Here is a 23,958-nt window from a genome sequence, read left to right as displayed (position 1 = left end):
TTTTGAGGAGATGCCGCTTGACAGCGTGTGTCGCACAGGCTATCCCTCATGCATCGGATACTCCGGACGGCGTATCCGCTCAACTCGGAATTATTAACTTGCGCCGAACCTTGTTCGGCCGAACACTGGAGGCTGTTATGGGCTACAAGATTACTTTTGATGCGGACAAGTGCGTCGGCTGCGGCCAGTGCGTGGACATCTGCCCCGTTTCCGTCTGGGAAATGCACGACGGCAAGAGCGATCCCGTGAACGCTGAAGAATGCCTTGGCTGCGAATCCTGCACCGGCGTTTGCGAACACGACGCCATCACCATCGAAGAAGACTAACGCCTGAGGAATTCCTCGGCGAGGGCGGCTCAGGCCGTCCGGGCCCGACGCGCTTGCGCCGAAGGCCGGCGGATGATCGGAGTCATCCGCAACGCTGACTGAACCGCTGCCCTGCAGCGGCCCATGTGAGCCTGTTGCCGCCGGATGGGCGTTGCTCATCCGGCGGTTTTTTAACCGTTTTTCAGTGGGAACTATGATGACCAACCCGGAATTGGACGCTATTTTTCAGGAATATGATCAGCTTGCCGCGCAGGCCGATCAGCTTTTCGAGCGAGTGAAGAACCAGTATCCTGAAGAGGTGGCCTGCGCCTCGGGCTGCAGCAGCTGCTGCCATGCGGCCTTCGATCTTTCCCTTGTGGAGGCCATGGCGCTGAACCGGGCGTTCAACAAGGAATTTGACTTCGGCATTCGTCGTTCCGCCGTGCTTCAGGCCGCGGGCGACGCCGACCGGCAGCTTGCCCGGCTGAAGCATCACTATTTCCAGCAGGCCAGACAGGGCATGTCCGACGAGGAAATCATGGTGGAAGCCGCCAGGGAACGGGTGCGCTGCCCTCTTCTCGGCCTCGACGACACCTGCCTGCTTTATGAGCACCGGCCCATCACCTGCCGGCTCTACGGCATTCCCACCTCCATACACGGCAAGGCGCATGTGTGCGGAGAATGCCGCTTCAAAAAAGGACAGGCCTATCCCACCGTGGCCCTCGACCGCATTCAGGATCGTCTGGCCGACATGAGCCGCCGCATCGGCGCGGCCATAGGCTCGCGTTTCCGCGAACTGCACCGCGTGTACGTTCCGGTGTCCATGGCGCTCATCACCAAGTACGATGACGCCTATCTCGGCGTCGGTCCCGTTCCCAAGGAGTAGCCATGTCCATTGCTTCCATTCTGCGCAGCGAAAAGCCCCGCGAGCTTACCGCCGAAGAGGAAAAGCTCAAGCGCGATCTGTACGAGAGAATTTCGCCCCGTCGGCGCAAGTTCATCGACCGCATAGGCTACGACAAGTGGGATCCTTTCCCCGAGCCCAACGATCCTGTGGAAATTCGCACCGACGTCACCAAGCGCACGGCGCAGCAGCTCATGAAGGAATTTATGCGCGCCAAGAAATGTGAGGCGCAGCTCTCCGGCGAATCGGAAGAATCCAGCGAAGCGTTCATTCAGGGCGCCATGGAAGCCGCCATCGGCGTGGTGAACAAGCAGGACAAGTTCCTGGGCGCTTATGAATTCGCCGCCTGGTACCATGAACTCCTAAAGAAGGAAGGTCACGTTCAATGAAAGACCGTTATACCGATATTCACGAGTATATTCACGATCTTCAGGCAGAAATCGAAAAAGATCCCAAGTGCGCCATCCACCACTACAATCTCGGGGTGGCCATGCTCTCTCTCGGCGACTACGCCGAGGCTGAGGAATGCTTTCTGAACGCCGTTCGCAACTCCGGTCACATGGCCGAAGCGTTCGTGCAGCTCGGCGGCCTCTGCCTGCGCCGCGGCGATCTCGACGGCTGCATGCAGTACAACAAGGAAGCGGCCCAGTGCCGCGCCAAGTTCCCTGTCGCCTGGGGCAACATCGGCTTCGTGCATCTGCAGAAGGGCGAAGTGGACGAGGCCATTGCCGCCCTGCACAAGGCCCTGACCTGGGATCCCAAGTACCTGCAGGCCCGCGCCACCTTCGCTTCCGCCCTGTACATGAAGGGCGAATACGAAAAAAGCGCCGAAATGAGCCGCATGGTCATTCAGCAGGAACCGTCCTTCGCTCCCGCGTGGAACAACCTCTCGCTGGCCTGCTTTGAACTCGGCGAAGTGGAAAAAGCCAAGGAATACGCGGAAAAAGCGTGTGAATTCGGTTACGATGTCGCCGACGACTACTGGAAGCTGCTGACGGAAGCCTGCGCCAAGGCCGAAGAAAAGGCTTCCGGCGAAACTGCGTAACAATTTTTTTTCGGGGCGGCAAGCCGCCTTCCTGCCGGCGCAAAGTCTGCATAACAGGGCTTTGTCGCCGGTTTTTTTTATGTCGGACTCGTGACGAAGACGCCCGGTGGGCGCATGAGTTCTTTGCTCGAAAAGCGGCAACTATCAGACAAATACTTGTCAATGGGGCATGAGTTTGTTATTGAAGGTACAAATGGGCCTGAGGAGAGTTTGTTTCTAATTTTTTAAGCAGGGGACTTTTTATGGCTAATGAGAACATTGTCGTTGACGATGGCCGTGCAAAATGGTCTGACCTCTGGCTGAAGGAAGACTATTGGGCGATCTGGATCGGTTTCTTCATCCTGATCATTTCCGGTCTCATCATGATGAACGGCCGTGCCGACATCGAAGCCCAGCTCAGCAAGTACGACGCCGTTATCGCCGCTGAGAAGGCCAAGCCCATCAAAACCATCGAACTGATTCAGGCCCAGGCCGGCAAGAAGGCCGTGGCCGGCAACAAGCTGCCCGCCGCCAAGACCATCATCGGCTACCTCAAGACTCCCGCGAAGTGGTCCGGCAATCCGATGAACTCCTTCGTGACGCACGCGGACGAATCGGCCAAGCCCGCCGCTGAAGCCGCCGCCAAGGCTGCCGCCGAAGCTCTCACCGTCGCCAAGGCCGCGCAGGACGCCGCTTCCGCCGCCTCCTTCCAGAACGCCGACCTGAACAAGGCCGCCGAAACCGCCATCGCCGACTGGCAGAAGGCCGACAGCGCCGCTTCCAAGGCCAAGGCCAAGATCGGCTCCGACACCAACCTCATTCCCGGCCTCATCATTCTCGGCATCAGCCTGGGCGTGATCACCGCCGTCGGCATGGGCGTCATGGGCGCCAACGTCGTTCAGTACTTCATCGGCTTCATCGGCGTGTATGTGCTGTGCGTGTTCGCTAACTTCCTCGGCGGCTACAAGCCCACGGCCACCTACGGCCTCAACGCCGAAATCTGGTCCATCATCGTCGGTATGGTGGTGGCCAACACCATCGGCACGCCCAAGTGGATGAAGCCCGCCGTGCAGGTGGAATACTTCATCAAGGCCGGCCTCGTGCTGCTCGGCGCCGAAGTGCTCTTCAACAAGATTCTCGCCATCGGCATCCCCGGCATCTTCGTGGCCTGGGTGGTGACGCCCATCGTGCTCATCTCCACCTACATCTTCGGCCAGACCGTGCTGAAGATGCCCTCCAAGACCCTGAACATCACCATTTCGGCCGACATGTCCGTGTGCGGCACCTCCGCCGCCATCGCCGTGGCCGCCGCCTGCCGCGCCAAGAAGGAAGAACTGACCCTCTCCGTCGGCCTCTCCATGGTGTTCACCGCCATCATGATGATCGTCATGCCTGCCTTCATCAAGGCCGTGGGCATGCCTGAAGTGCTCGGCGGCGCCTGGATCGGCGGTACCATCGACGCCACGGGCTCCGTGGCCGCCGCTGGCGCCTTCATCGGTCCCAAGGCTCTGCAGGTCGCCGCTACCATCAAGATGATCCAGAACGTGCTCATCGGCGTGAGCGCCTTCTGCGTGGCCATCTACTTCGCCACCAAGGTCGAAGCCCATGAAGAAGGCACGAAGGTCGGTCCCATGGAAATCTGGAACCGCTTCCCCAAGTTCGTCATCGGCTTCCTCGCTGCCTCCATCGTGCTGTCCACCATCGCCGGCAACCTCGGCGCTGATCTCGGCAACGCCCTGATCTCCAACGGCACCAACAAGATCACCGTGCCTCTGCGCGGCTGGTTCTTCGCCCTGGCCTTCATCTCCATCGGTCTGGCCACCAACTTCAAGGAACTCGCCGGCTACTTCAAGGGCGGCAAGCCCATCATCCTGTACGTCTGCGGTCAGTCCTTCAACCTGGCTCTGACCCTGCTGATGGCCTGGATCATGTTCTACAAGGTGTTCCCGGAAATCACCGCCAGCATCTAACCTGAACCGTTGAACTCGGTCCGCACCGTCGAAAGGCGGTGCGGACACTGGATTTTTTGAAAATGATTTCTCTCTCCTCTTCTTCCAGCAGAAAGGTCGCATGGCTCAAGCTTGTGGCGCTCAGCATAGTCACATGGCTGTTTCTGGGGGAGTTCCTCCCCTGGGTGTACGACGTGGTGCCGCCGCTCCGGCACTCGAGGGATCAGCAGGCCAGGTTCGACATCTCGGCGGGAGCCATTTACTATACGGACGTGCCTGTATCGCTTGACAGCGAAATGGCCTCCCGCGAGGCTGTGCAGAAGGCCATAGAGCTTCGGGCCTCTTCCTTGTAGTTTTTTTCCTGTTCGGAAAATGTAAAATGCCGCAGGCGGTTGCCTTCGGCATTTTTTTTAGGGGGCAGGTTTCTATTGTTCTGCCGGCGTCCCCTGTGCTATTCTCTCCCTCGACGCCGTTTTCCGGCAGGGAAAGCGCGTCGGAATCTCAATTACCATGGAAAGTCATATGCAGCATATTGAAAGCATGGGGGACAAGTGGTTTGTCCTCGGAGTTGATGCCAGGCAGGTTGTCGGCGTGATGGCCACCACTCTGGAGCTCGGCGGCAGCCGCCCCGTGTGGGGCATGAAGGACGAACAGGTGGAGCGCATGCTCATGGCCTGGCCGAGCGAGTCGCTTCTGCGCTCGTCGGTGCTCATGGCGGGCAAGCCGGACGGCAAGCTCTCCGCCGTGGCCGTGGCTCCTCTCATGGAAGGCTTCTCCAACACGCTCACCGTCAGGGACGTCTATCCCTGGAAGGGCGAGCACGCCGGCGAAATTCTTGCCGGAACCGACGATTTTCCGCCGTTCTGGTTCTACGCGCCGCTGTTTTTCCGCGACGGAGCCGGAGACGTGAAGGACAAGAGCTTCAACTTTCTCCTTTCCGGCCTGTGCTACGGCATCCGCCGCGCCCTTCTCGACGAACTGACCGTGACCCAGGGCCCCGCCTATGAAAAGCACGCCCTGGAATGGATGAAGCAGCATCCCGACAAGACCCGTCTCGACGTGCCTGCGCTCAAGATTCCGCTCAAGGGCAAAACGATCATCGACATCACCGATCACTGCTGCGAGTATCAGTGCCGCGCCAGAATCTTTGATGTGGACAGCTTCATGTTCGGGCCGGAAAAGTCGCAGATGAAGATTTATCGTTTCGGCGTGGGCTTCGGCAATCCCGAAAAGCCGGTCTATGCCATCATCTACGCGCCCGAGCGTATCTGCTACAAGGGCTACGAGCCCAAGGAAGGCGACGACGTGGACATGATTTTCTGGATGCAGGGCCGCGTGGACGACACCGAAGGCAAGGTGGCTCCGGCAACGGAAGAAAGCGTCATTCCCGAACCGAACAAGGAATAACATGGAAGCTCTGAAGGACATCATGCTGCGCGTGGCGGGCGTCATCGAGGAGTCCATCGTCGATGGACCGGGGCTCCGCTTCGTGCTTTTTCTTCAGGGCTGCCGCACGCACTGCAAGGGCTGCCAGAATCCCCAGACCTGGGACTTCAACGGAGGCACGCTGGTTTCGGCTGAGGACGTTCTGGCCCGCATTCAGGGCGATCCCCTGGTTCACGGCATCACCTTCAGCGGCGGCGAGCCCTTTGAGCAGGCGCAGGCGCTGCTGCCTCTGGCCGCCGAACTGAAGCGGCGCGGCTATCATCTCATGGCGTTCAGCGGCTACACCTTCGAGCAGCTTCTGCCGAAGCCCGGCTGCCGCGAACTGCTTTCCCTTCTGGATCTTCTTGTGGACGGGCCGTTCATTGAGGAGGAAAAATCGCTGGAGCTGCGCTTCCGCGGTTCGCGCAATCAGCGCATTCTGAATCTGGCCGCGTCCAGAGAGGCCGGGTGGACGCCCGTGCTGGACGCGCTGAACGGCAGCATCGAGCGCTAGGCATTTTTGCCTTTTGACGTATGACGCGGGGAAGAGTTGCCCTTTCGGGGGCGGCTTTTTCCCGCGTTTTTTCATGGTCTTTTGTCCGCGGGCGGACGCGTTCGTTCGGCGCACAGGCGCTTTTGGCGGCGTTGCCAGTGAAGCGTCAGGCTTTTGGGCGCGGAACGGAGGCGCTGGCGGGCTGAGGCGGAACGTTTCGGAGTCGGCGCGGAGGTCGGGAGACGGCCCGGCGTCGGCAAGACGTTTCGGGGGCTTCTGTGCCGTATCCGGCGGAGCCGGGGCTGCGGGAGGGATTCGGCAGATGAGCAGACCCCTAGTGGAACATGACGGAAGGCGCAGTCCGCTGCTCTGGAACGGCAGACGAAGGGGGAGGCGCGGAGCAAAAAAGCGCAGCCTGCCGTGCCTGGAATGTCGGAAAGGTTGGGGGCGCGGCGCGTGCGATGGAACGTGCATCCCATGCGGCGGAACGGGCGATCCGTCGTGCTTGAAATGTCGGACGGGGAAGACGGGACGCCTGAAGGCGTGGCGGGCGGATGTCTCGCGGGCAGTCTGTCCGCGGGGGCGTCAGGCATGGCCGTTTTCCGCGCTCACGGGCCCGTCTGCGGCGCAGTGTTCGCTTTTTTCATAAGGAAGTCGGGCCGGAGCTTTCTGCGCCTCAGACGGCGCGTGCGGCCCCGTGGAGATCCAGAGAAATTCTGGGGAACCGGAAAATCGGGGAAGTCGCGCCGGAGCGAGGCTCCGGCGCCGCGGAAGGGCTCAGGCAAGGCGCTTTGGAAAGGCGGCGAGAGTTCCTCACGCTTTTGGCATGAAAAAAGGGACGGGCCCCAAAAGGCCCGTCCCCGCATGTTTTTCAGCTGCAGGACCGGATTACTTCCAGTTGTCCATGCTGCAGTGCTTGACGCGATCACGCTCTTCCGCGGCCTTGCCGTCGTTGAAGCGGTCGAGGGTGCCTACGAGGTAACCGGTGATGCGGCGGATACGCTCGAACTTGACATTGGAACCGACGAGAATCTGATCGGTGGTGGCAGCCACATCGGACTTGCAATGGATCATGAGAACGCTCCTTAGAGTTTGATATTCGGAATTTTGTCATGGGCTTCGCTGCGTTCGTCGCTGGTGCGGCTGTCGCGGATGTAGCCCTTGATCTGTTTCAGAACGGAAAGAGGAATGCCTTCGCCGTCGTGTCTGCCGCAGCGGGGGCAGACGTCGCCGATGATGCCGGTATAGCCGCATACGGGATCGCGGTCAACGGGATGGTTGATGGATCCGTAGCCGATGCCCATTTCCTTCATGGCCTTGACGATGTCTTCAAAGGCCTCAAGGTTGTTGAGCGGATCGCCGTCCACTTCCACATAGCTGATGTGGCCGCCGTTGGTCAGGGCGTGGTAGGGGGCTTCAAGGCGTATCTTGTTGAATGCGTTGATGGGGAAGTACACCGGAACGTGGAACGAGTTGGTGTAGTAGTCTCTGTCGGTGATGCCGGGAATGCTGCCGAAGAGCTTGCGGTCGTACTTGACGAAGCGGCCGGCGAGGCCTTCGGCGGGGGTGGCGATCACGGTGAAGTTCAGTCCGGTTTCCTCGCCCTTGGCGTCGGAGCGCTCGCGCAGGGTGCGCACGATGCGCAGACCCAGTTCCTGCGCTTCCTCGGATTCGCCGTGATGCACGCCGATGAGCGCCTTCAGGCATTCGGCGAGGCCGATGAAGCCGGTGGTCAGGGTGCCGTGCTTGAGCACTTCGCCCACTTCGTCGCCGGGGGCCAGGCTTTCGGAATCCAGCCAGATGCCCTGTCCCATGAGGAAGGGATAGTTGCGGCAGCGCTTGTGGCTCTGAATTTCGAGGCGTTCGAGAAGCTGACCGAACACGAGATCGATCTTTTCGTTGAGTTCCTCGAAGAAGCCTTCCACGTCGCCGCGGTGCTTGAGGCCGAGGCGGGGCAGGTTGATGGACGTGAACGAGAGGTTGCCGCGGCCGAAGGTGGTTTCGCGTTCGGGGTCGTAGCGGTTGGCCATGACGCGGGTGCGGCAGCCCATGTAGGCTACTTCATGGTTGGGATCGTCGCCCCTGAGATAGGGGGCGTTGAAGGGCGCGTCCATGAAGGAGAAGTTGGGGAACAGGCGCTTGGCGGACACGCGGCAGGCGAGCTTGAACAGATCGTAGTTGGGATCGCCGGGGTTGAAGCTGTAGCCGTCGCGCACCTTGAAGATGTGGATGGGGAAAATGGGCGTTTCGCCGTTGCCGAGACCCGCGTCTTCGGCCAGCAGGGTGTTCTTGATGACCATGCGGCCTTCGGGCGTGGTGTCGGTGCCGTAGTTGATGGAGCTGAAGGGAACCTGAGCGCCGGCGCGGCTGTGCATGGTGTTCAGGTTGTGGATCAGTCCTTCCATGGCCTGATAGGTGTCCTTGTCGGTCTTGGCGAGGGCCTTGTCGATGACGTGGGCGGCTTCCTTTTCGGAAAGGCGGGTCATGAGCTGCTGCTTCACGAAGTCGAGGCCTTCCTCGTTGAGGATGGACCGGAAGGAGGCGTATTCGCCCGTGGGGAAGGCGCGGGAACGCAGCGCGGTCTTCACTTCGTTGCGGAAGTCTTCGGGCGCGTCGCGCATGTCGAGGGCGAGGTCGATGTTCTTGATGAAGCTGCGGGCCACGCCGGGAGCGAGACCGTATTCAAAATTGGGAATGCTCTGGCCGCCGTGCTGATCGTTCTGGTTGGACTGGATGGCGATGCAGGCGAGGGCGCTCGCGCACTGAATGCTGTTGGGTTCGCGCAGGAAGCCGTGACCGGTGTTGAAACCGCCGTTGAACAGCTTCTTGATGTCGATCTGGCAGCAGGTGGTGGTGAGGGAGAGGAAGTCGAGGTCGTGAATGTGAATGTCGCCTTCCTCGTGCGCGCGGCTGTATTCGGGCGAGAGCAGATAGTTCTTGTAGAAGGCCTTGGCGGCCTCGCTGCCGTAGCGCAGCATGGTGCCCATGGGCGTGTCGCCGTCGATGTTGGCGTTCTCGCGCTTGAGGTCCAGCTCCTTGGCGTCGGTGAAGGAGAGATCCTTCAGCGTGTTCATGAGTCTGGTCTTCATTTCGCGCACGCGGGTGCGTTCGTTGCGGTAGAGAATATACGCCTTGGCGGTGCGGGCATGACCGGCTTCGATGAGCACCTTTTCCACGAGATCCTGCACGTGTTCCACGTCGGGCGTGTCGCCGCCTTCGGCCTCGAGCATGTCGAGCACCTGATCGGCGAGGTTGCGGGACATGGCGCGATCGGTGCCGCCCTGAGCCTTCGCCGCTCGGAAGATCGCCTCATCTATCTTGGCGATGTCAAAGGGAACCACTCGAGAATCGCGTTTTTTGATGAAGCGAATCATAACCTGTGTGTCCTGTGTATTCCTTGTGAAGCCTGGGGAATCCCGGAGAGTCCGGGAAAAGACGCAGTCACCCGGCTTTTGTGGCAACTGCGCGGATATAAAGACAAAAATACTCGGGACTCATGCCTTGCGGCGCAAGGTTTTTTACTGCGCCGAGTCAGGATGAAAAGGCATGTTTTCCGACCCGAGAAGAAGAGCCTAGCCTGCCGAGGGGAGTGGGTCAAGCGTCGTTCGGAAAAGAACTGACGGTTATCCGATACTCTCATGATGAGATTCGTCTCGGGGCGCGGCTCCCGGGCGGCCCAAAAAAATTTTTGTGCAGCGGGGGGGCGCGGAGGAGCTCTTGACAAGGGCCGTCGTCATGGGTAAAACGTCTTCACGCAGTGGAAGGCGGGGTCTGATTCAGCCCTGTCTTTCTACATCCTGATGCACCGCGCAAGGCGGTCTGGTAGGGGTGGCCTGACGACGGCCTCCCTTTTTTTATTATATAAGGTATGATACATGGGAAAAGGACTTTCTCCTGAACAGATCGTCCGCCGCGTCCGCGAGGCGGCGGAACCTGTCGTCGCGTCGTTCGGCCTGATGCTCTGGGGCATCGAGGTTGTGGCGGGCGGGCGCACCGTGGTGCGCGTGTATGTGGACGCCCCCGCCGGCGGCGACGTTGCCGAGGACGGCAACAACGGTGAGGACGGCATGCTGGAAGGCGTGTCCGTGGATCAGTGCGCGGAAATTTCCCGTATGGTGGGTCTGGCCCTTGAGGTCGACGAGGTGTTTGCCGACGCCTGGGTGCTGGAAGTGTCCTCCCCGGGCATGGATCGGCTGTTCTTTGAGCCCGCGCAGCTTTCTCCCTACGTCGGGCAGGAGATAGACGTGACTCTTGCGGATCCCCATCCCGAGATCGCCGGTCGGCGCAAGTTCCGGGGACCGCTCGTGAGCGCTTCGGAAAACGCCTTCGTCGTGGAGGTGCTTCTTGCGCCCGTTGCGGGCGAAAAGCCCGTTCCCTCCAATGTTTCCATTCGATGGGACTGGGTAAGAAAGGCGCGCCTCGTCCCTGTTTTTCCTGACACCAGCAAGCCCGGAGCCGGAAAGAACGCGAAAAAAGCTGCCGGCAAAGGCGGAGGTAAGCAAGCATGAGCCTGGAACTGAAGAAAGCCATTGAACAGATCAGCAAGGACAGAGGGCTGGATCGCGATATGCTCATCAGCACTCTTGAGGAAGCCGTGCGCACGTCGGTGACCCGCAAGTACGGCGATGATCTGGACGTGGAAGTGCATTACAGCGACGACACCGGCGACATCGAGGTGTTCCAGTTCAAGTTCGTCGTGGACGAGGTGGAGGATCCGCTCACTCAGATTTCCCTGGAAGAGGCCCGTCAGCACGATCCTTCCATTCAGATCGACGACGAAATGGGCTTCCGCCTCAAGGTGGAGGATCTCGGCCGCATTGCCGCCCAGTCCGCCAAGCAGGTCATCATCCAGCGCATGCGCGACGCCGAGCAGGAACTCATTTATGAGGAATTCAAGGACCGCGTGGGCGAAATCGTGAGCGGCATGGTGCAGCGCCGCGACAAGGGCGGCTGGGTCATCAATCTGGGCCGCACCGAGGCTCTGCTGCCCCGCGAGGAACAGATTCCCAGAGAACATTACAAGCGCAACGACCGCATTCAGGCGCTCATCATCGACGTGCGCCGCGAAGGACGCGGCCCGCAGGTCATCATTTCCCGCGCGCACCGCGACTACATGGCCGCGCTCTTCCGCCGCGAAGTGCCCGAAGTGGACGACGGCAGCGTGCAGATCATGGGCGTGGCCCGCGATCCCGGTTCCCGCGCCAAGGTGGCCGTGCTCTCCCGCGAGCGCGACATCGATCCCGTGGGCGCCTGCGTGGGCGTGCGCGGATCCCGCATTCAGAACATCGTGCAGGAGCTGCACGGCGAGCGCATCGACATCGTGGTGTGGAGCCCCGATATCGCCACCTACGCCCGCAACGCGCTGGCTCCGGCTCTGGTGTCGCGCATCAACGTGGACGAGGCTTCCAACCTTCTGGAAGTCACCGTGCCGGACGATCAGCTCACCAACGCCATCGGCCGCAAGGGTCAGAACGTGAAGCTCGCGGCCAAGCTCCTCGGCTGGAAGATCGACATCTTCACCGAGTCCCGCTACCACGAAGCCAACGCCGCCGGTCGCGGTCTGGAACAGGTGGCCAGCGTGGCCGAGATTCCCGTGGACAGACTGATGGACGCCGGTTTCCGTTCTCTCGACGCCCTGCGCGCCGCTTCGGACGACGAGCTTGCCGAAAAGCTTGAGCTTTCCGCCGCGCGCATTGCCGATCTGCGCGCCGCCGTGAACTTCCTCAGCCCCGTGGTGGAAGGCGAAGGCGCCGAAGAGGAAAAGGCGGAAGCCGGAGAGGAATAGAGCATGGAGAACAGGCAGGAGCCCGTGCGCATGTGTGTCGTATGCCGACGGCGTTTTGCCAAGTCGCGGCTCCTGCGTCATGTGTCTGCCCCGGAAGGCGCTGCCGCCGGCAACGGCCTTGAAGCAGATCACGCGCAGACCAGGCCCGGACGAGGCTGGTACGTGTGCGATGATCCGGTCTGCCGGGAGCGTTTTGCGGGTATGAAATTCAGGCGCAAATCTCACAAGGGGAGAAAGCATGGATAAGATAAAGATAAAAGATGCCGCGCTCGAACAGGGCATGAAGCCCGAAGAGCTTGTTGCCCGCCTGCGCGAGGCCGGGATAGAAAAGACGGTGAAAGGGTCCATCTCCCCGGAAGAATACGAAAAAGTCAAGGTTAAAAAGTCGGAGGCCTCTGTGGAAGTTGTCCGCAAGGACGTTATTATACGTCGTCGTTCCAAGCCGGCAGCGGCGCAAGCTCCTGCCGCTCCCGTAGTCGAAGAGAAGGCCGCGGCGCCCGCCGCCGCCCAGACTCCCGCCGCTCCCGAAGCCGAAGCTGCGGAAAAGGCCGCGCCCGCCGCGGAAAAGGCCCCGAAAAAGGCCAGAACGCCCCGCGAAGCCGCGCCTGTGGCGCGCATTGTGCGCCCCGCCCGCGTGGTGACTCCGGAGCCCGCGCCCGCCGCGCCTGCTCCCGCCGCCAAGGTGGTGGAGAAGCCTGTGGTCGAAAAGCCCGCTGCGGAAAAGAGCGCGGCGGAAAAGCCCGTTGCGGCCAAGGTGGTGGAAAAGCCCGCCGAGGCTGCGGAAAAGACGGCCCCCGCCCGCAGGACGGAGGCTCCCGCGGCCCGCATCGTGACGCCCCGCCCCGCCCCGGCTCCCGCGAAGGAGGAAAACCCGGAAGCGCGTCCCGCCGCTTCGGCCGAACCGGCGAAGCCCGAACGCGCCCGCAGAGCTCCCGCGGCTTCCGCCGAGCCGGAAGGCTCTTCCCAGCCCAGCCTGCTGCCTCCCGTGCAGGAACGCCGTCACGCCTCCGAAGAACATGAAGGCGAAGACGCCCGCAAGAAGGCTCAGCCCGCCGCCGACGGCACGCCCCGCGTGCGCGTCATTTCCCGCCCCGATCCCACGCAGGCCCGCATCATTCGTCCCGCGTCTCCCTCGGAGAACCGCTCTTCCCGCGACGGCGACAATCGCCGCGACGGAGGCCGCCGCGACGCGCGTTCCTCCCGTCCCGACGCCCGCGACGGTCGCGACGGCCGTGACGGCCGCGACGGAGACAATCGCGACAACCGCCGCTCCGGCGGCAATCGTCCTTCCGGCAATCGTCCGGCGGGCGGCCGCTCTTCCGGCGGTTCCTTCACGCCTCCCTTCGGCCAGCAGCCTCCCATGGAGAACGAGCAGAGCCGCAAGAAGCGCAACAGCAAGAGCCGTCGTTCCACCGACTTCCCGCAGGACGCCGACGATTTCAGCCGTCGTCACGGCGGCCCGGACATGGACGACGACGAGGGCATGGTCCGCACCCGCCGCTCGCACAAGCCCAAGAAGCAGCAGCATCAGGCGGTGAGCCAGTCCACCCAGCCCATGAAGGCCACCAAGCGCAAGATCCGCGTGGAAGAATCCATCCGCGTGTCGGAACTGGCCCATCAGATGGGCGTGAAGTCCAGCGAAGTCATCAAGATTCTGTTCGGTCTCGGCGTGATGGCCACCATCAACAACGCCCTCGACATCGACACCGCCACCCTCGTGGCTTCGGAATTCGGCTACGAAGTGGAAAAGGTGGGCTTCTCCGAAGAAGATTACCTCGTGCCCACCGTGGTGGATACGCCCGAAATGCTCAAGCCCCGTCCTCCGGTGGTGACCATCATGGGCCACGTCGACCACGGCAAGACCTCGCTGCTCGACGCCATCCGCAAGACCAGCGTGACCAGCGGCGAAGCGGGCGGCATTACGCAGCACATCGGCGCGTATCTCGTGAAGACCAAGCGCGGCGACATCGTGTTCCTCGACACGCCCGGTCACGCGGCCTTCACCGCCATGCGCGCCCGCGGCGCGCAGGTGACCGACCTCGTGGTGCTCGTGGTTGCCGCCGACGACGGCGTCATGGAACAGACCCGCGAAGCCATCAACCACTCCCGCGCCGCCGGCGTGCCCATTCTGGTGGCCGTGAACAAGATAGACAAGGAAACCGCCAACCCCGACCGCGTGCTCCGCGAGCTCTCCGAACTCGGCCTGCAGCCCGAAGCCTGGGGCGGCGACACCGTGGTGGCCATGGTTTCCGCCAAGACGGGCAAGGGCCTCGACGATCTTCTGGAACTCATCGCCCTTCAGGCCGAAATTCTGGAACTCAAGGCCAATCCCGACAAGCCCGCCCGCGGTCACGTGGTGGAAGCCAAGCTCGACAAGGGCCGCGGCCCCGTGGCCACCGTGCTGGTGCAGGAAGGCACGCTGCATCAGGGCGACGTGTTCGTGTGCGGCGTGTTCTCCGGCCGCGTGCGCGCGCTCTTCAACGATCAGGGCCGCAAGATCAAGGAAGCCGGACCTTCCATGCCTGTGGAAATTCAGGGCTTTGAAGGCGTGCCGGAAGCCGGCGACGAGTTCGTGTGTCTTGAAGACGAAAAGACGGCCCGCCGCATTGCCGAATCCCGCGCCACCAAGCTGCGCGAAAAGGAACTGGCCAAGGTGTCCCGCGTGACCCTTGAAAACTTCCTCAAGCAGAGCGCGGACGCGCAGGAAACGCAGGTGCTCAACGTGGTGCTCAAGGCCGACGTGCAGGGCTCTCTGGAAGCCATTACCGAGTCGCTGCGCAAGCTCAGCACCGACAAGGTGCGCATCGACATCATCCACGGAGGCGCGGGCGCGATTTCGGAATCCGACGTCATGCTGGCTGCGGCGTCCAACGCCATCATCATCGGCTTCAACGTCCGTCCCACGGCCAAGGTCAAGGAAGTGGCCGAGCAGGAACAGGTGGACATCCGCTTCTACGACATCATCTACAAGCTGGTGGACGAGATCAAGAGCGCCATGGCCGGCCTGCTGGCTCCCGTGTCCAAGGAAGTGTATCTCGGTCAGGCCGAAGTGCGTCAGACCTTCTCCGTGCCCAAGGTCGGCCTCATTGCGGGCTGTATGGTTACGGACGGCAAGCTCACCCGCACCGCCAACGTGCGCCTGCTGCGCGACGGCGTGGTGGTGTACACCGGCAAGATCGCTTCCCTCAAGCGCCTCAAGGACGACGCCCGCGAAGTCGTGCGCAACCTTGAATGCGGCGTGGGCCTCGACAACTTCCACGACATCAAGGTCGGCGACGTCATCGAAGCCTTTGAAGTGGTGGAGGAAGCGGCCTCTCTGGACTGATGATCCTAAACACACGCGTTGAACGGGCGGCGTCTGCCGTCTGACAATGACATACCCTGAAGGGCGGAAGGAGCGATCTTTCCGCCCTTTTTTGTCGCTCGGCATTTGCGCGAGAAAATCCGCCTGCAAAAATCTGCGGGCCGTGGAGCGCCCTGCGCGGCGCGGAGCCGAAAGACCTGAGCAAAGAGACTCAGGGAAGCGCAGAGCGCGGGAGAGCGGCGGAGAGGGGCTCTGGAAGGCGCGTCGGCGCCGGAGTCGATGGGGACCGCTTGCCTCCCGTTCCGAGTTCTTCGGCGCGGCGCACGGGGGAGAAAGCGTGCTGAGGGAGCGGAGAAATTTCCGGCGCAAATTCCCGAAGCTTTCCCGGTTTCCGGCAAGACCTGCGCGTGTCCGGTGGTCAGCGCGGCGTTCTTGTGTCCGAACGCTTTCCCGGCAGGCTGGCCCCGCCTTCTGCGCGCATCTGCCGTGAGTCCGGCGTCCTGCGGCGCTGCTTTTCCGGCGCGTCGTTCGTGCGCGGCCTCGAAGACGAAAAAAGGCCGACCCCGTTGCGGGATCGGCCATGATGGTGAAGCGGATGTCGTCGGCGTTTTTGCCGAGGCTTGCCGAGGGAAGCGGCGTCAGTTCTGCGCCACGCCCCAGTCGTGCCCCTTTTCCGGATCCAGCTGCCAGACGTTCCTGTGCAGTTCGTTCAAGAGGCGAGGATCCATGAGCAGCGCCGACTTCTCCTGCTTGGAAAGGCCGCGCGGCCCGGTTTCCAGAGCCTTGGCCAGCAGGGCGCGGCGCGTCTTTTCGCGTTCTTCGCCGATGGGGCGTTCCCACTTGCGGCGACGGATGAGGGCGATGTGCAGCGCGTGGACGCGGGGAATGACCACGGCGCGCGTGAAGCCCTTGTCGCGCGCGATGGTGAAGGGCGAATAGCGGTCGGGCCGTTCGAGTTCTTTGTGCATGTCGGCCTGTTCGGGCTCGGCCTTGAGCTCGGAGGAGGTGATGAAGAGGCCCATGCGTTTGGCGGCCAGGCCCCAGCTCACGCGGCTGGTGAACACCGAAAGCGGAATGGAGAACACGAGGCCGACGGCGATGGGCGAGAACCAGATGAAAAAGCCCGGATTGATGAGCCACATGACGCCGCCCCACAAAAGGCCGATGAGCGTGCCCCACCAGTGGAAGCGGATGGCGTCGCTCCAGCTTGTGCCGGTGTCGCTGCGGTTCTGGGTGTTCCACGAGACCTTCCAGCCGAGCAGGGTGGTGACCACGAAGAAGCTGTGGAAGAGCATGCGCACGGGGGCGAGCAGCGTGGAAATGAGCACTTCGCCGAGCACGCTCATGCACATGCTGAAGGCTCCGCCGAAGTTTTTGGCTCCGCCTTTGCGCAGCGTGAGAATGATGGCGAAAATCTTGGGCATGAACAGCATGATGCAGGTGCTCACGAGCAGCAGCAGGGCCCATTTGGGATACCAGGTGGGCCACACGGGGAACAGCGTGGGGCCGTTCGGGAAGTAGGAAGGCGGAATGAAGGCTTCCGTGACGGCCTGAATGGAGCTGAACACCAGGAAGAACAGCCACAGCAGGGCCGAGGCATAGGACATGATGCCGTTGATGAACAGCGCGCGATGCGTGGGGAAGATGCCGCCCGAGAAGATGAGACGGCTGTGCTGCAGGTTGCCCTGACACCAGCGGCGGTCGCGTATGAGTTCGTCGATGAGCGAGGGCGGACTTTCTTCCCAGGAGCCGTCGAGGTCGTAGGCGAGCCACACGCCGTAGCCTGCGCGCCGCATGAGGGCGGATTCCACGAAGTCGTGGCTCAGAATGTCGCCGGCGAGGGGGCCGCGTCCGGGCAGGGTGGGCAGCTGACAGTGCTTGATGAAAGGCTCCACGCGTATGATGGCGTTGTGTCCCCAGTACTGGGCGTCGCCGAGCAGCCAGAAGTGCAGGCCCGTGGCGAACACGGGGCCGTAGAGATGGTTCGCAAACTGCTGCACGCGGGCCACGAGGCTGTTCATGTTCACGGCGAGCGGCGGCGTCTGGATCATGCCCATTTCGGGATGCAGTTCCATGGACTTCACCATGCGCACCATGGTGCGGCCGCTCATGACGCTGTCGGCGTCGAACACGATCATGTACTTGTACTGCGCGCCCCAGCGGCGGCAGAAGTCGGCCACGTTGCCGCTCTTGCGCTTGGTGTTGTTGCGGCGGCGACGGTAGAAAATGTGGTTGAACACGTTTTCTCTCTGGCAGAATTCGTACCAGGCTTCCTCTTCGGCCACCCAGGAGTCGGGACTGGTGGAGTCGCTGAGAATGAAGATGTCGAACTTGTCGCTTTCGCCGGTCTGCACCAGGGAATGCCAGGTGGCGGCAATGCCCGCCATGTATTTGCGGGTGTCCTCGTTGTACACGGGGAAGAGAATGGCGGTGCGGGTCGTGTCGGGAATGTTCACGGCGTCGCATCCGCGCGTGGGGGTGAAGCGGTCCACCTTGTGGGAGAGCACCCAGCAGCCCGCCACGCACATCCAGAAGCCGATGGAAATCCATCCGAACAGGATGGCGAACAGCACGGCCGTCATGATTTTGACGGCTTCAATGCCCTGCTGCGGCAGAATGCTGTACATGAGGTACGCGCCGATGACGGCGGGCACGAGAATCAGCGTCATGAGCAGGGTGCGGCGGCGGCCAGCCACGCGTTCCCATTCCAGCTGCTGGCGCTGCCTGTCGGCGCTGTCCTTCCAGGAGGCGCGGGCGGCCATGCCCGAGGGGCGGAAGATGCGAAACAGTCTGCTCAGCGTTTTTTTGAAGATGCTCAGCCACGGCGTGCGGTCGAGTTCTTCGGCCAGCATGGAGCTGCGGGTCATGCCCGGGGCGGACACGAGGTGCGGCGCTTCGTCGCCGGGAATGAGTTCACGGCCTTTTTCCGCCAGAATGGCGTGGAGGCAGGCGAGGGCCTCATGGTAGCTCGGATGATCGGATTCGCAGCGTTTCAGGCTTTCCAGCGCGAGTTCCACGCTGGCCTTCGGCGAGAGGTTCAGCCCGCGCGCATAGAGCAGAATGCGGTCGCGGACCCGGAAATCCATATCCTGATAGGCGTTCATGCGAAGACCTTTTGAAGAGGTTGACGGAGGCGGGGCGGCAGGAAAAACCTCTCCCTGCACTCCGCGCTCCGGGAACGGGCGTGTTCCCGCAGAGGCGGATTACTGCTGCTGCAGCTGCCAGTCGTAGATCCAGGTTTCGGTCAGAGGATCGGGCAGGTTTTCACCCTTCTTGAGCAGGGCGCGGAAGCGCAGCATGACGGGCCCCTTGCGCGCGGCCATGAGGCTCTGAATGACGCCTTCCTCCTTGGGAAGACGCACGGTGAAGGTGAGCCGCCAGCCGCCCGTGGCCGGATTGCGCAGCAGCTTCTTTTCCAGCAGCGGAATGGGTTCGGGCGTTTCCACGATGCTCGAAAGGCCGGTGTCCGCGGGGAGCGTGGCCAGTTCGCCGCCGGCGAAATCCACATGGAAGGTCATGGTGTCGCCGTTGCGGGAAACGCGGGTGGAGGTCACCTGTCCGCGGTCGTGCTGCTGGGTCTGGGGCTGCATCCAGTAGAGCTTCCAGCTGTACATCTGCGTGTCGGGATAGCGCAGTTCCGCTTCCGGCTGATCGGGATTGTTCTTGTCGCGGGGCTTGTCGGGCGTCCAGAAGGCCACGATGTTGTCGTGCATTTCGTCTTCCGTGGGAATTTCCACCAGGTTCAGCGTGCCGGGGCCCCAGTCGCCCAGGGGTTCCACCCACAGGGAGGGACGGCGTTCATAGGCGGCCTCGATGTCCTGATAGCTCTTGAAGTCGCTGTCGCGCTGCAGAAGGCCGAAGCCGCGCGGATTCTGAAGCGGGAAGGTGTTCACGCTGAGGCGCTTGAAGTTGGCGAGCGGGCTCCAGAACCAGTGTTTGTCGCCGTTCACGAAGAGCAGGCCGTCGGAATTGTGGACTTCGGGACGGTAGTCGCCGGGGCGGCCGTTTTTCTCTTCGCCGTAGAAGAACATGCTCGTGAGGGGAGCGAGGCCGATTTTCTGAATGTTTTTGGCGTCCTTGCGGGTGAAGAGCGCGCATTTCACGTCCATGACCGTGGGAGAGCCGGGCGTGATGACGAAGCGATAGGCTCCGGCCATGCTTTCGCTGTCCATGAGCGCGTAGATGGTGATGTCCTTGGCGTCGGCGGCGGGCTTCACGATCCAGAATTCCTTGAAGTAGGGGAACTCTTCGCCCTGCGCCGTGGCGGTGTCCAGGGCGAGCCCGCGGGAATAGATGCCGTAGTGCGTATCCGCGGCCAGCGCGCGGAAGTAGGACGCGCCGAGGAAAATGGCCACTTCGTCCTTGTATTCGGGCTTGTTCAGCGGATAGTGCAGACGGAATCCGGCAAAGTTCATGTCCTTGGTCTGGGCGACCTGCTTTGCCAGATCTTCGCTGCCGTACTGGAACAGCGAAGGATCGAAGGCCACGTCTTCCACGCCTTCGTCGTTGACGATGTGTACGCGCACCGTTCTGTCGTAGTACAGTCCGGGGTGGAAGAACTGCACCGTGAAGGGCAGATTCTCCTCGGCCCAGAGCGCCTTTTCCGGCAGGTAGCGTATGCCGCTCCATTCGCCGTAATTGAGCTTGGTGAGAAATTCCGGCACGGGCGTGGTGGGAACGTACTTTGTTCCGGCGAGATCCTGCGCCTTGGCCTGCACGTCGGCAAAGCCGAAGGGCGCCGCGGCTCCGGCGGAAAGAGGAGCCGCAAAAAGAGCCGCAAGCAGGCAGAAAGAAGAAATCATGCGGTGAAACATAGGAAGTAACTCCCTGAGTATTGGGATTTGCTGTCCGTCAATGAGTGTGGAGCCTGGAATGCAAAAGGAGCCGCGTGGACATGGCCGCAGCGGCGGTCGGCTTGTCGGCATGAAGCACAAAATGTCTCAGCGGTTCCTCTCCTTCCTCCCTACTTAAAGCCGGAACGGCTCCATGTCCAGAGATTTTATCCCCTTGCGGCACGGGGAAGGCTAAGATAGGATGTCGCCCGGGCGGAACGTTCGCCCCTCGACGAACAGGAACTACACGGGAATTTCTATGGATGCGTTGCTGGAACTGAAACGGGTGAGCCGGGAATTTGCCGTGCGGCGGGGCTTTTTCGATCCCCGTCCGGCAAGCGTGAAGGCCGTGAACGAGGTAAGCTTCCAGCTTTCCGCCGGAGAAACCCTGGGTCTTGTGGGAGAATCGGGCTGCGGCAAGTCCACGCTCGCCCGCATGGCCGTGGGGCTGCTTTCGCCCACTTCCGGCGAGGTGCTGCTTTCGGGGCGTCCCATCGGCGAATGGTCGCCTCTGGAGCGCGCAAGCCGCATTCAGATGATTTTTCAGGATCCGTTTTCCTCGCTCGATCCGCGCCAGAGCGTGGGAGCCAGCATTGCCGAACCGCTGCGCCTCGCCGCGCAGGCCGCCGGACGGCCCCTGTCGCGGGCCGAATGGCGGGAAAAGGTGCAGGAGATTCTTGTGCAGGTGGGGCTTCAGCCCGAGCACATCGACAGGTATCCGCACGAGTTTTCCGGCGGACAGCGTCAGCGCGTGGCCGTGGCCAGAGCCATTGTGGCGCGGCCCGGCGCGGTGGTGTGCGACGAGCCCGTTTCCGCGCTGGACGCCTCGGTGCAGGCGCAGGTGCTGAATCTTCTGAAGGACATGCAGCAGAACATGGGCCTCGGCTACCTGTTCATTTCCCACGATCTCGGCGTCATCGGCTTCATGAGCGACCGGGTGGCCGTCATGTACCTCGGGCGTCTTGTGGAAATGGCTTCCTGCGACGAACTTTTTTCCCATGCCGCGCATCCCTACACGGAAGCGCTCATGGCCGCCGCGCCGTCGCGGGATCCGTCCCGCCGCGGCCGGGGCGCAATTCTTTCCGGAGAAATGCCGAGTCCGCTTTCTCCGCCTGCCGGATGCGCCTTTCATCCCCGCTGCCCGCACGCAAGGCCGCAGTGCCGGGAAGAAGAGCCTCCGCTTGTTGCCGTCAACCAAGGGCATGCCGTGCGCTGCCACTTCCCTCTGTGAGGACTGCATGATCATTCTTGACAAACAGTACGTGTCCCGGGAACTTCGGGATTATCTTGTTGAAAGCCGCACGCCCGTGCTCCGCAACGAAGCCGCGCTGGCCGCCGCGCCCGAAGGCGCGTTCCGTCTCGTTTCCGACGAAGAGGCCGACGCGCTGCTCGCGCAGGGCGACCGCATCTACACCACCTGCGAAAATTCCCTTTCCTGGGTGCTGAAGCATTCGCCCGACAAGGGCCTGCAGAAGGGCATAGCCCTGTGCAAGGACAAGGCCGCCTTTCGCCGCATGCTTGCGAAAATCTATCCCGACTTCCTGTTCCGCGAAGTCGAGACGGCCGATCTCGACAAGATCGACTTCAGCGAACTGAAGACGCCCTTCATTCTCAAGCCTTCCGTGGGCTTTTTCAGCGTGGGCGTGTACACCATATTCAGCGAGGACGACTGGAAGAAGGCGCTGGAAGACATCCGTCTGCACTCCGACGACTGGAAGAAGCACTACGACGAAAGCGTGGTGGCGAGCAGCCGCTTCATCCTTGAGCAGTACATCGGCGGCGAGGAATATGCGGTCGATTTCTACTACGACGACGAAGGCCGGGCCGTCATCGTGAACATCTTCCATCACGAATTCGCTTCGGCGGACGACGTGAGCGACAGACTGTACTGCTCCGGCGCGTCCATCATCCGGGAGCATCTTGAGCCGTTCACTGAGTTCTTCAACCGCATGAACGAGGAAATGGGCGCGCGCAATCTGCCCATTCATCTGGAACTGCGCGTGGACAACGGCCGCATCATTCCCATCGAGGCCAATCCGCTGCGCTTTGCGGGCTGGTGCCTTACCGATCTTTCCCTGCACGCCTACGGCTTCCGCACCTACGACTATTTTCTGCGGAACGTCCGTCCCGACTGGGACACTCTGCTGAAGGGCAAGGAAGACAAGATCTATTCCTTCATCGTGCTGAATCCGCCGGCGAGCCTCAAGCCTTCCGACGTGTTCAACTACGAGAAGCTCCGCGCCTCTTTCCGCAACGTGATGGAGCTTCGTCCCATCGACTATCATACCGGCCCGGTGTTCGGCTTCCTGTTCACCGAGACGCTCGCTTCCGACCGCGCGGAACTGGATCACATTCTGCGCAGCGATCTGACCGAGTATCTCGACTGATTGCGGTAAACGCAAAGAAAAGGGCGGCTTTCCCACGGAATGCCGCTCTTTTTTTTGCGTCTGCTGCGTCGTATGTTTTTTAAGGTGTCGGAAGGAGAGTTGCGGGCGCGTGAGCACGGCTAGGAAGGCAGAGCCGGAAGGGGAGCGGCCGGTCGAGCTTTGGGAGAAATGGCGCGTCAGTCGGCGAGTGTACAGCACGGCGAAGGAGCGAGGCACAGCGGAAGTTCAGATCGAGGTTCACGCGCGACGCCCTGACGGGCAGACACGATACGCGGGCGTTCAGGCTGGCTGCGGGTGGCCGGAGCTCGCGCGGGAGACGGCGCATCCCGTCGGCCGGAGTCTCTCGCGTCCGTTTTCTCCCGACGTTTCGGCATAAAAAATCCTCCGCCTTCCCGGGGGAAAGCGGAGGAAAAAGCGCTGCGGGCGCGGCGGCGCTACACGATGCCGTGTTCGCCGGGGCGTTCGTAGTCGTCCTTCTGCTTCGTCTTGGAGTGGTAGAGATCCACGTCGCCGAAGGCGATGAGGATGGGCGAGGCCACGAAGATGGAGGAGAAGGTGCCGAACACGATGCCGAGCGTGATGGTGAGGGCGAAGTCGTGAATGACGTTGCCGCCGAGCAGGTACAGGGCCAGGCTGGCCACCAGCGTGGTGGCGGAGGTCATGATGGTGCGCGAGAGCGTCTGGTTCACGGACTTGTTGATGATCTGCCCCATGGTGGGCTTCGGATGGGCGTCTGCGGGCACGGCGCGCAGGTTTTCACGGATGCGGTCGTACACGACGATGGTGTCGTTGATGGAGTAGCCCACGAGGGTGAGCAGAGCCGCAATGACGTTGAGGTCTATTTCCACGCCGAGCAGGGTGAGCAGGCCGAGCGTGACGATCACGTCGTGAATGAGGGCCAGAATGGCGCCCAGGGCGAAGTTGAGCTTGAGTTTCCAGCAGCAGAGGAGCGTGATGATCATGCCGATGGCCACGCCCCACAGCCGGTTGAATCCGAGGTAGGAAGCGCCGTACACGGCGGCCCAGAGCACGATGGCCATGGCTCCGGCCATGAACCAGCTGTATTCAAAGCGGCCGGAGATGTACACGGTGATGAGCAGCACGGCGTAGAACAGGGCCTCGATGGCCATGTTGCGCAGATCGTTGCCCACCTTGGGGCCCACGGATTCCAGGCGCTGGATGGTGGAGGGGTTGTCGGGAATGCTGGACTTCAGCGCGGAGGACACCTGCTCGCGCAGGTCCTGATTTTCCGCCGCGGGCATGGAGAAGCGCAGCAGATAGTCGCGGTCTTCGGTATCGACCTGCTGTACGGTGAGGCCGGGCAGATCGACGTCCTTCAGGGCGGTTTTCACCTGTTCGTCGGGAATGGGCTGGGCGAATTCAATCTGCACCATGACGCCGCCGGCGAAGTCCACGCCGTAGCGCAGACCGCCGTTCCAGAAGATGGCGATCAGGCCGAGAATGATGAAGAAGCCGGAGATGCTGTAGGCTATGCGGCGGAAGCCGACAAAGTCGATGTTGGTCTGACGGGAAAGAAGTGCGAATGCCAT

19 protein-coding genes are annotated in these 23,958 nt (G+C 61.9%); 14 read left to right on the top strand and 5 right to left on the bottom strand.

The genetic code is table 11. From position 1 onward, the window contains the following. Positions 1 to 2 precede the first annotated feature (2 nt). From Q0K02_RS12350 to nrdG, 8 genes are all read left to right on the top strand, one after another. A complete protein-coding gene (locus Q0K02_RS12350) occupies positions 3 to 326 on the top strand; it encodes a 4Fe-4S dicluster domain-containing protein (protein WP_346665535.1) in 324 nt (107 codons plus the stop codon). 196 nt (positions 327 to 522) lie between these two features. Continuing rightward, positions 523 to 1,191 (top strand): YkgJ family cysteine cluster protein, encoded by a 669-nt coding sequence (locus tag Q0K02_RS01535; RefSeq protein ID WP_294484293.1) that lies wholly within the window; start codon positions 523 to 525, stop codon positions 1,189 to 1,191. A 2-nt stretch (positions 1,192 to 1,193) separates the two neighbouring features. Beyond that, a complete protein-coding gene (locus tag Q0K02_RS01530) occupies positions 1,194 to 1,598 on the top strand; it encodes a hypothetical protein (protein ID WP_294484291.1) in 405 nt (134 codons plus the stop codon). Further along, on the top strand, positions 1,595 to 2,254 hold the full coding sequence (locus tag Q0K02_RS01525) for a tetratricopeptide repeat protein (protein WP_294484290.1): 660 nt from the start codon (positions 1,595 to 1,597) through the stop codon (positions 2,252 to 2,254). Before Q0K02_RS01530 ends, Q0K02_RS01525 begins: the two co-directional genes overlap by 4 nt. Positions 2,255 to 2,496: 242 nt before the next feature. After that, a complete protein-coding gene (locus tag Q0K02_RS01520; RefSeq protein WP_294484287.1) occupies positions 2,497 to 4,203 on the top strand; it encodes a putative sulfate exporter family transporter in 1,707 nt (568 codons plus the stop codon). A gap of 62 nt (positions 4,204 to 4,265) precedes the next feature. Next, complete coding sequence (locus Q0K02_RS01515) at positions 4,266 to 4,535, top strand: hypothetical protein (RefSeq protein WP_294484286.1); 270 nt, start codon at positions 4,266 to 4,268, stop codon at positions 4,533 to 4,535. A 169-nt stretch (positions 4,536 to 4,704) separates the two neighbouring features. Further along, positions 4,705 to 5,589: a hypothetical protein gene (locus Q0K02_RS01510; RefSeq protein WP_294484285.1), complete on the top strand. Its 885-nt coding sequence runs from the start codon at positions 4,705 to 4,707 to the stop codon at positions 5,587 to 5,589. A gap of 1 nt (position 5,590) precedes the next feature. Further along, complete coding sequence (gene nrdG, locus Q0K02_RS01505) at positions 5,591 to 6,121, top strand: anaerobic ribonucleoside-triphosphate reductase activating protein (RefSeq protein WP_294484283.1); 531 nt, start codon at positions 5,591 to 5,593, stop codon at positions 6,119 to 6,121. 867 nt (positions 6,122 to 6,988) lie between these two features. Here the strand turns inward: nrdG and nrdD are convergent. Beyond that, the gene (gene nrdD / locus Q0K02_RS01500) at positions 6,989 to 7,174 is read right to left on the bottom strand and encodes an anaerobic ribonucleoside-triphosphate reductase (RefSeq protein ID WP_294484282.1); all 186 of its coding nucleotides are present in this window, start codon (positions 7,172 to 7,174) and stop codon (positions 6,989 to 6,991) included. Positions 7,175 to 7,185: 11 nt separating this feature from the next. Further along, positions 7,186 to 9,474 carry an anaerobic ribonucleoside triphosphate reductase gene (locus tag Q0K02_RS01495; protein ID WP_294484280.1) on the bottom strand — a complete coding sequence of 763 codons (2,289 nt, stop codon included), beginning with the start codon at positions 9,472 to 9,474 and terminating at the stop codon, positions 7,186 to 7,188. Between the two features lie 501 nt (positions 9,475 to 9,975). Here Q0K02_RS01495 and Q0K02_RS01490 point away from each other — a divergent pair. Genes Q0K02_RS01490 through infB form a run of 4 tightly spaced genes read left to right on the top strand, consistent with a single transcriptional unit; the run spans position 9,976 to position 15,210 of the window. Next, positions 9,976 to 10,608, top strand: a complete 633-nt coding sequence (locus Q0K02_RS01490; RefSeq protein WP_363315654.1) for a ribosome maturation factor — start codon at positions 9,976 to 9,978, stop codon at positions 10,606 to 10,608. Continuing rightward, positions 10,605 to 11,885, top strand: coding sequence for a transcription termination factor NusA (nusA, locus tag Q0K02_RS01485; RefSeq protein ID WP_294484279.1), 1,281 nt, complete (start codon positions 10,605 to 10,607; stop codon positions 11,883 to 11,885). The genes Q0K02_RS01490 and nusA overlap by 4 nt, the downstream gene beginning before the upstream one ends. A gap of 3 nt (positions 11,886 to 11,888) precedes the next feature. Beyond that, positions 11,889 to 12,131, top strand: coding sequence for a DUF448 domain-containing protein (locus tag Q0K02_RS01480; RefSeq protein ID WP_294484278.1), 243 nt, complete (start codon positions 11,889 to 11,891; stop codon positions 12,129 to 12,131). After that, positions 12,124 to 15,210, top strand: a complete 3,087-nt coding sequence (gene infB / locus Q0K02_RS01475; RefSeq protein WP_294484277.1) for a translation initiation factor IF-2 — start codon at positions 12,124 to 12,126, stop codon at positions 15,208 to 15,210. The genes Q0K02_RS01480 and infB overlap by 8 nt, the downstream gene beginning before the upstream one ends. A gap of 617 nt (positions 15,211 to 15,827) precedes the next feature. Here the strand turns inward: infB and mdoH are convergent. Together mdoH and Q0K02_RS01465 are read right to left on the bottom strand one after the other, a co-directional pair. Further along, complete coding sequence (gene mdoH, locus Q0K02_RS01470; RefSeq protein ID WP_294484275.1) at positions 15,828 to 18,293, bottom strand: glucans biosynthesis glucosyltransferase MdoH; 2,466 nt, start codon at positions 18,291 to 18,293, stop codon at positions 15,828 to 15,830. Between the two features lie 99 nt (positions 18,294 to 18,392). Next, positions 18,393 to 20,003 (bottom strand): glucan biosynthesis protein G, encoded by a 1,611-nt coding sequence (locus Q0K02_RS01465; protein WP_294484274.1) that lies wholly within the window; start codon positions 20,001 to 20,003, stop codon positions 18,393 to 18,395. A gap of 277 nt (positions 20,004 to 20,280) precedes the next feature. On the opposite strand from Q0K02_RS01465, the gene Q0K02_RS01460 reads away from it, so the two are divergent. Both Q0K02_RS01460 and Q0K02_RS01455 read left to right on the top strand, forming a co-directional pair. After that, entirely contained in the window at positions 20,281 to 21,252 is a 972-nt protein-coding gene (locus Q0K02_RS01460) for an oligopeptide/dipeptide ABC transporter ATP-binding protein (protein WP_294484273.1), read from the top strand. Positions 21,253 to 21,259: 7 nt separating this feature from the next. Next, a complete protein-coding gene (locus tag Q0K02_RS01455; RefSeq protein WP_294484272.1) occupies positions 21,260 to 22,408 on the top strand; it encodes an ATP-grasp domain-containing protein in 1,149 nt (382 codons plus the stop codon). Positions 22,409 to 22,842: 434 nt separating this feature from the next. Here Q0K02_RS01455 and secF read toward each other — a convergent pair whose 3' ends face one another. Further along, positions 22,843 to 23,958: a protein translocase subunit SecF gene (secF, locus tag Q0K02_RS01450; RefSeq protein ID WP_294484271.1), complete on the bottom strand. Its 1,116-nt coding sequence runs from the start codon at positions 23,956 to 23,958 to the stop codon at positions 22,843 to 22,845.

Source organism: uncultured Mailhella sp. (assembly GCF_944324995.1).
GTDB lineage: Bacteria > Desulfobacterota > Desulfovibrionia > Desulfovibrionales > Desulfovibrionaceae > Mailhella.
This window is presented reverse-complemented; position numbering and strand designations above follow the sequence as displayed.

Excerpts from the sequence above, each read along its gene's own strand:
- Q0K02_RS01455 (WP_294484272.1), top strand. The coding sequence starts at position 21,260 with ATGATCATTCTTGACAAACAGTACGTGTCCCGGGAACTTCGGGATTAT.
- secF (WP_294484271.1), bottom strand. The coding sequence starts at position 23,958 with ATGGCATTCGCACTTCTTTCCCGTCAGACCAACATCGACTTTGTCGGC.
- Q0K02_RS01525 (WP_294484290.1), top strand. The coding sequence starts at position 1,595 with ATGAAAGACCGTTATACCGATATTCACGAGTATATTCACGATCTTCAG.
- Q0K02_RS01515 (WP_294484286.1), top strand. The coding sequence starts at position 4,266 with ATGATTTCTCTCTCCTCTTCTTCCAGCAGAAAGGTCGCATGGCTCAAG.
- Q0K02_RS01460 (WP_294484273.1), top strand. The coding sequence starts at position 20,281 with ATGGATGCGTTGCTGGAACTGAAACGGGTGAGCCGGGAATTTGCCGTG.
- Q0K02_RS01520 (WP_294484287.1), top strand. The coding sequence starts at position 2,497 with ATGGCTAATGAGAACATTGTCGTTGACGATGGCCGTGCAAAATGGTCT.
- mdoH (WP_294484275.1), bottom strand. The coding sequence starts at position 18,293 with ATGAACGCCTATCAGGATATGGATTTCCGGGTCCGCGACCGCATTCTG.
- Q0K02_RS01510 (WP_294484285.1), top strand. The coding sequence starts at position 4,705 with ATGCAGCATATTGAAAGCATGGGGGACAAGTGGTTTGTCCTCGGAGTT.
- Q0K02_RS01495 (WP_294484280.1), bottom strand. The coding sequence starts at position 9,474 with ATGATTCGCTTCATCAAAAAACGCGATTCTCGAGTGGTTCCCTTTGAC.
- nrdG (WP_294484283.1), top strand. The coding sequence starts at position 5,591 with ATGGAAGCTCTGAAGGACATCATGCTGCGCGTGGCGGGCGTCATCGAG.
- nusA (WP_294484279.1), top strand. The coding sequence starts at position 10,605 with ATGAGCCTGGAACTGAAGAAAGCCATTGAACAGATCAGCAAGGACAGA.
- Q0K02_RS01480 (WP_294484278.1), top strand. The coding sequence starts at position 11,889 with ATGGAGAACAGGCAGGAGCCCGTGCGCATGTGTGTCGTATGCCGACGG.
- nrdD (WP_294484282.1), bottom strand. The coding sequence starts at position 7,174 with ATGATCCATTGCAAGTCCGATGTGGCTGCCACCACCGATCAGATTCTC.
- Q0K02_RS01535 (WP_294484293.1), top strand. The coding sequence starts at position 523 with ATGACCAACCCGGAATTGGACGCTATTTTTCAGGAATATGATCAGCTT.
- Q0K02_RS01490 (WP_363315654.1), top strand. The coding sequence starts at position 9,976 with ATGGGAAAAGGACTTTCTCCTGAACAGATCGTCCGCCGCGTCCGCGAG.
- Q0K02_RS01465 (WP_294484274.1), bottom strand. The coding sequence starts at position 20,003 with ATGTTTCACCGCATGATTTCTTCTTTCTGCCTGCTTGCGGCTCTTTTT.
- Q0K02_RS01530 (WP_294484291.1), top strand. The coding sequence starts at position 1,194 with ATGTCCATTGCTTCCATTCTGCGCAGCGAAAAGCCCCGCGAGCTTACC.
- infB (WP_294484277.1), top strand. The coding sequence starts at position 12,124 with ATGGATAAGATAAAGATAAAAGATGCCGCGCTCGAACAGGGCATGAAG.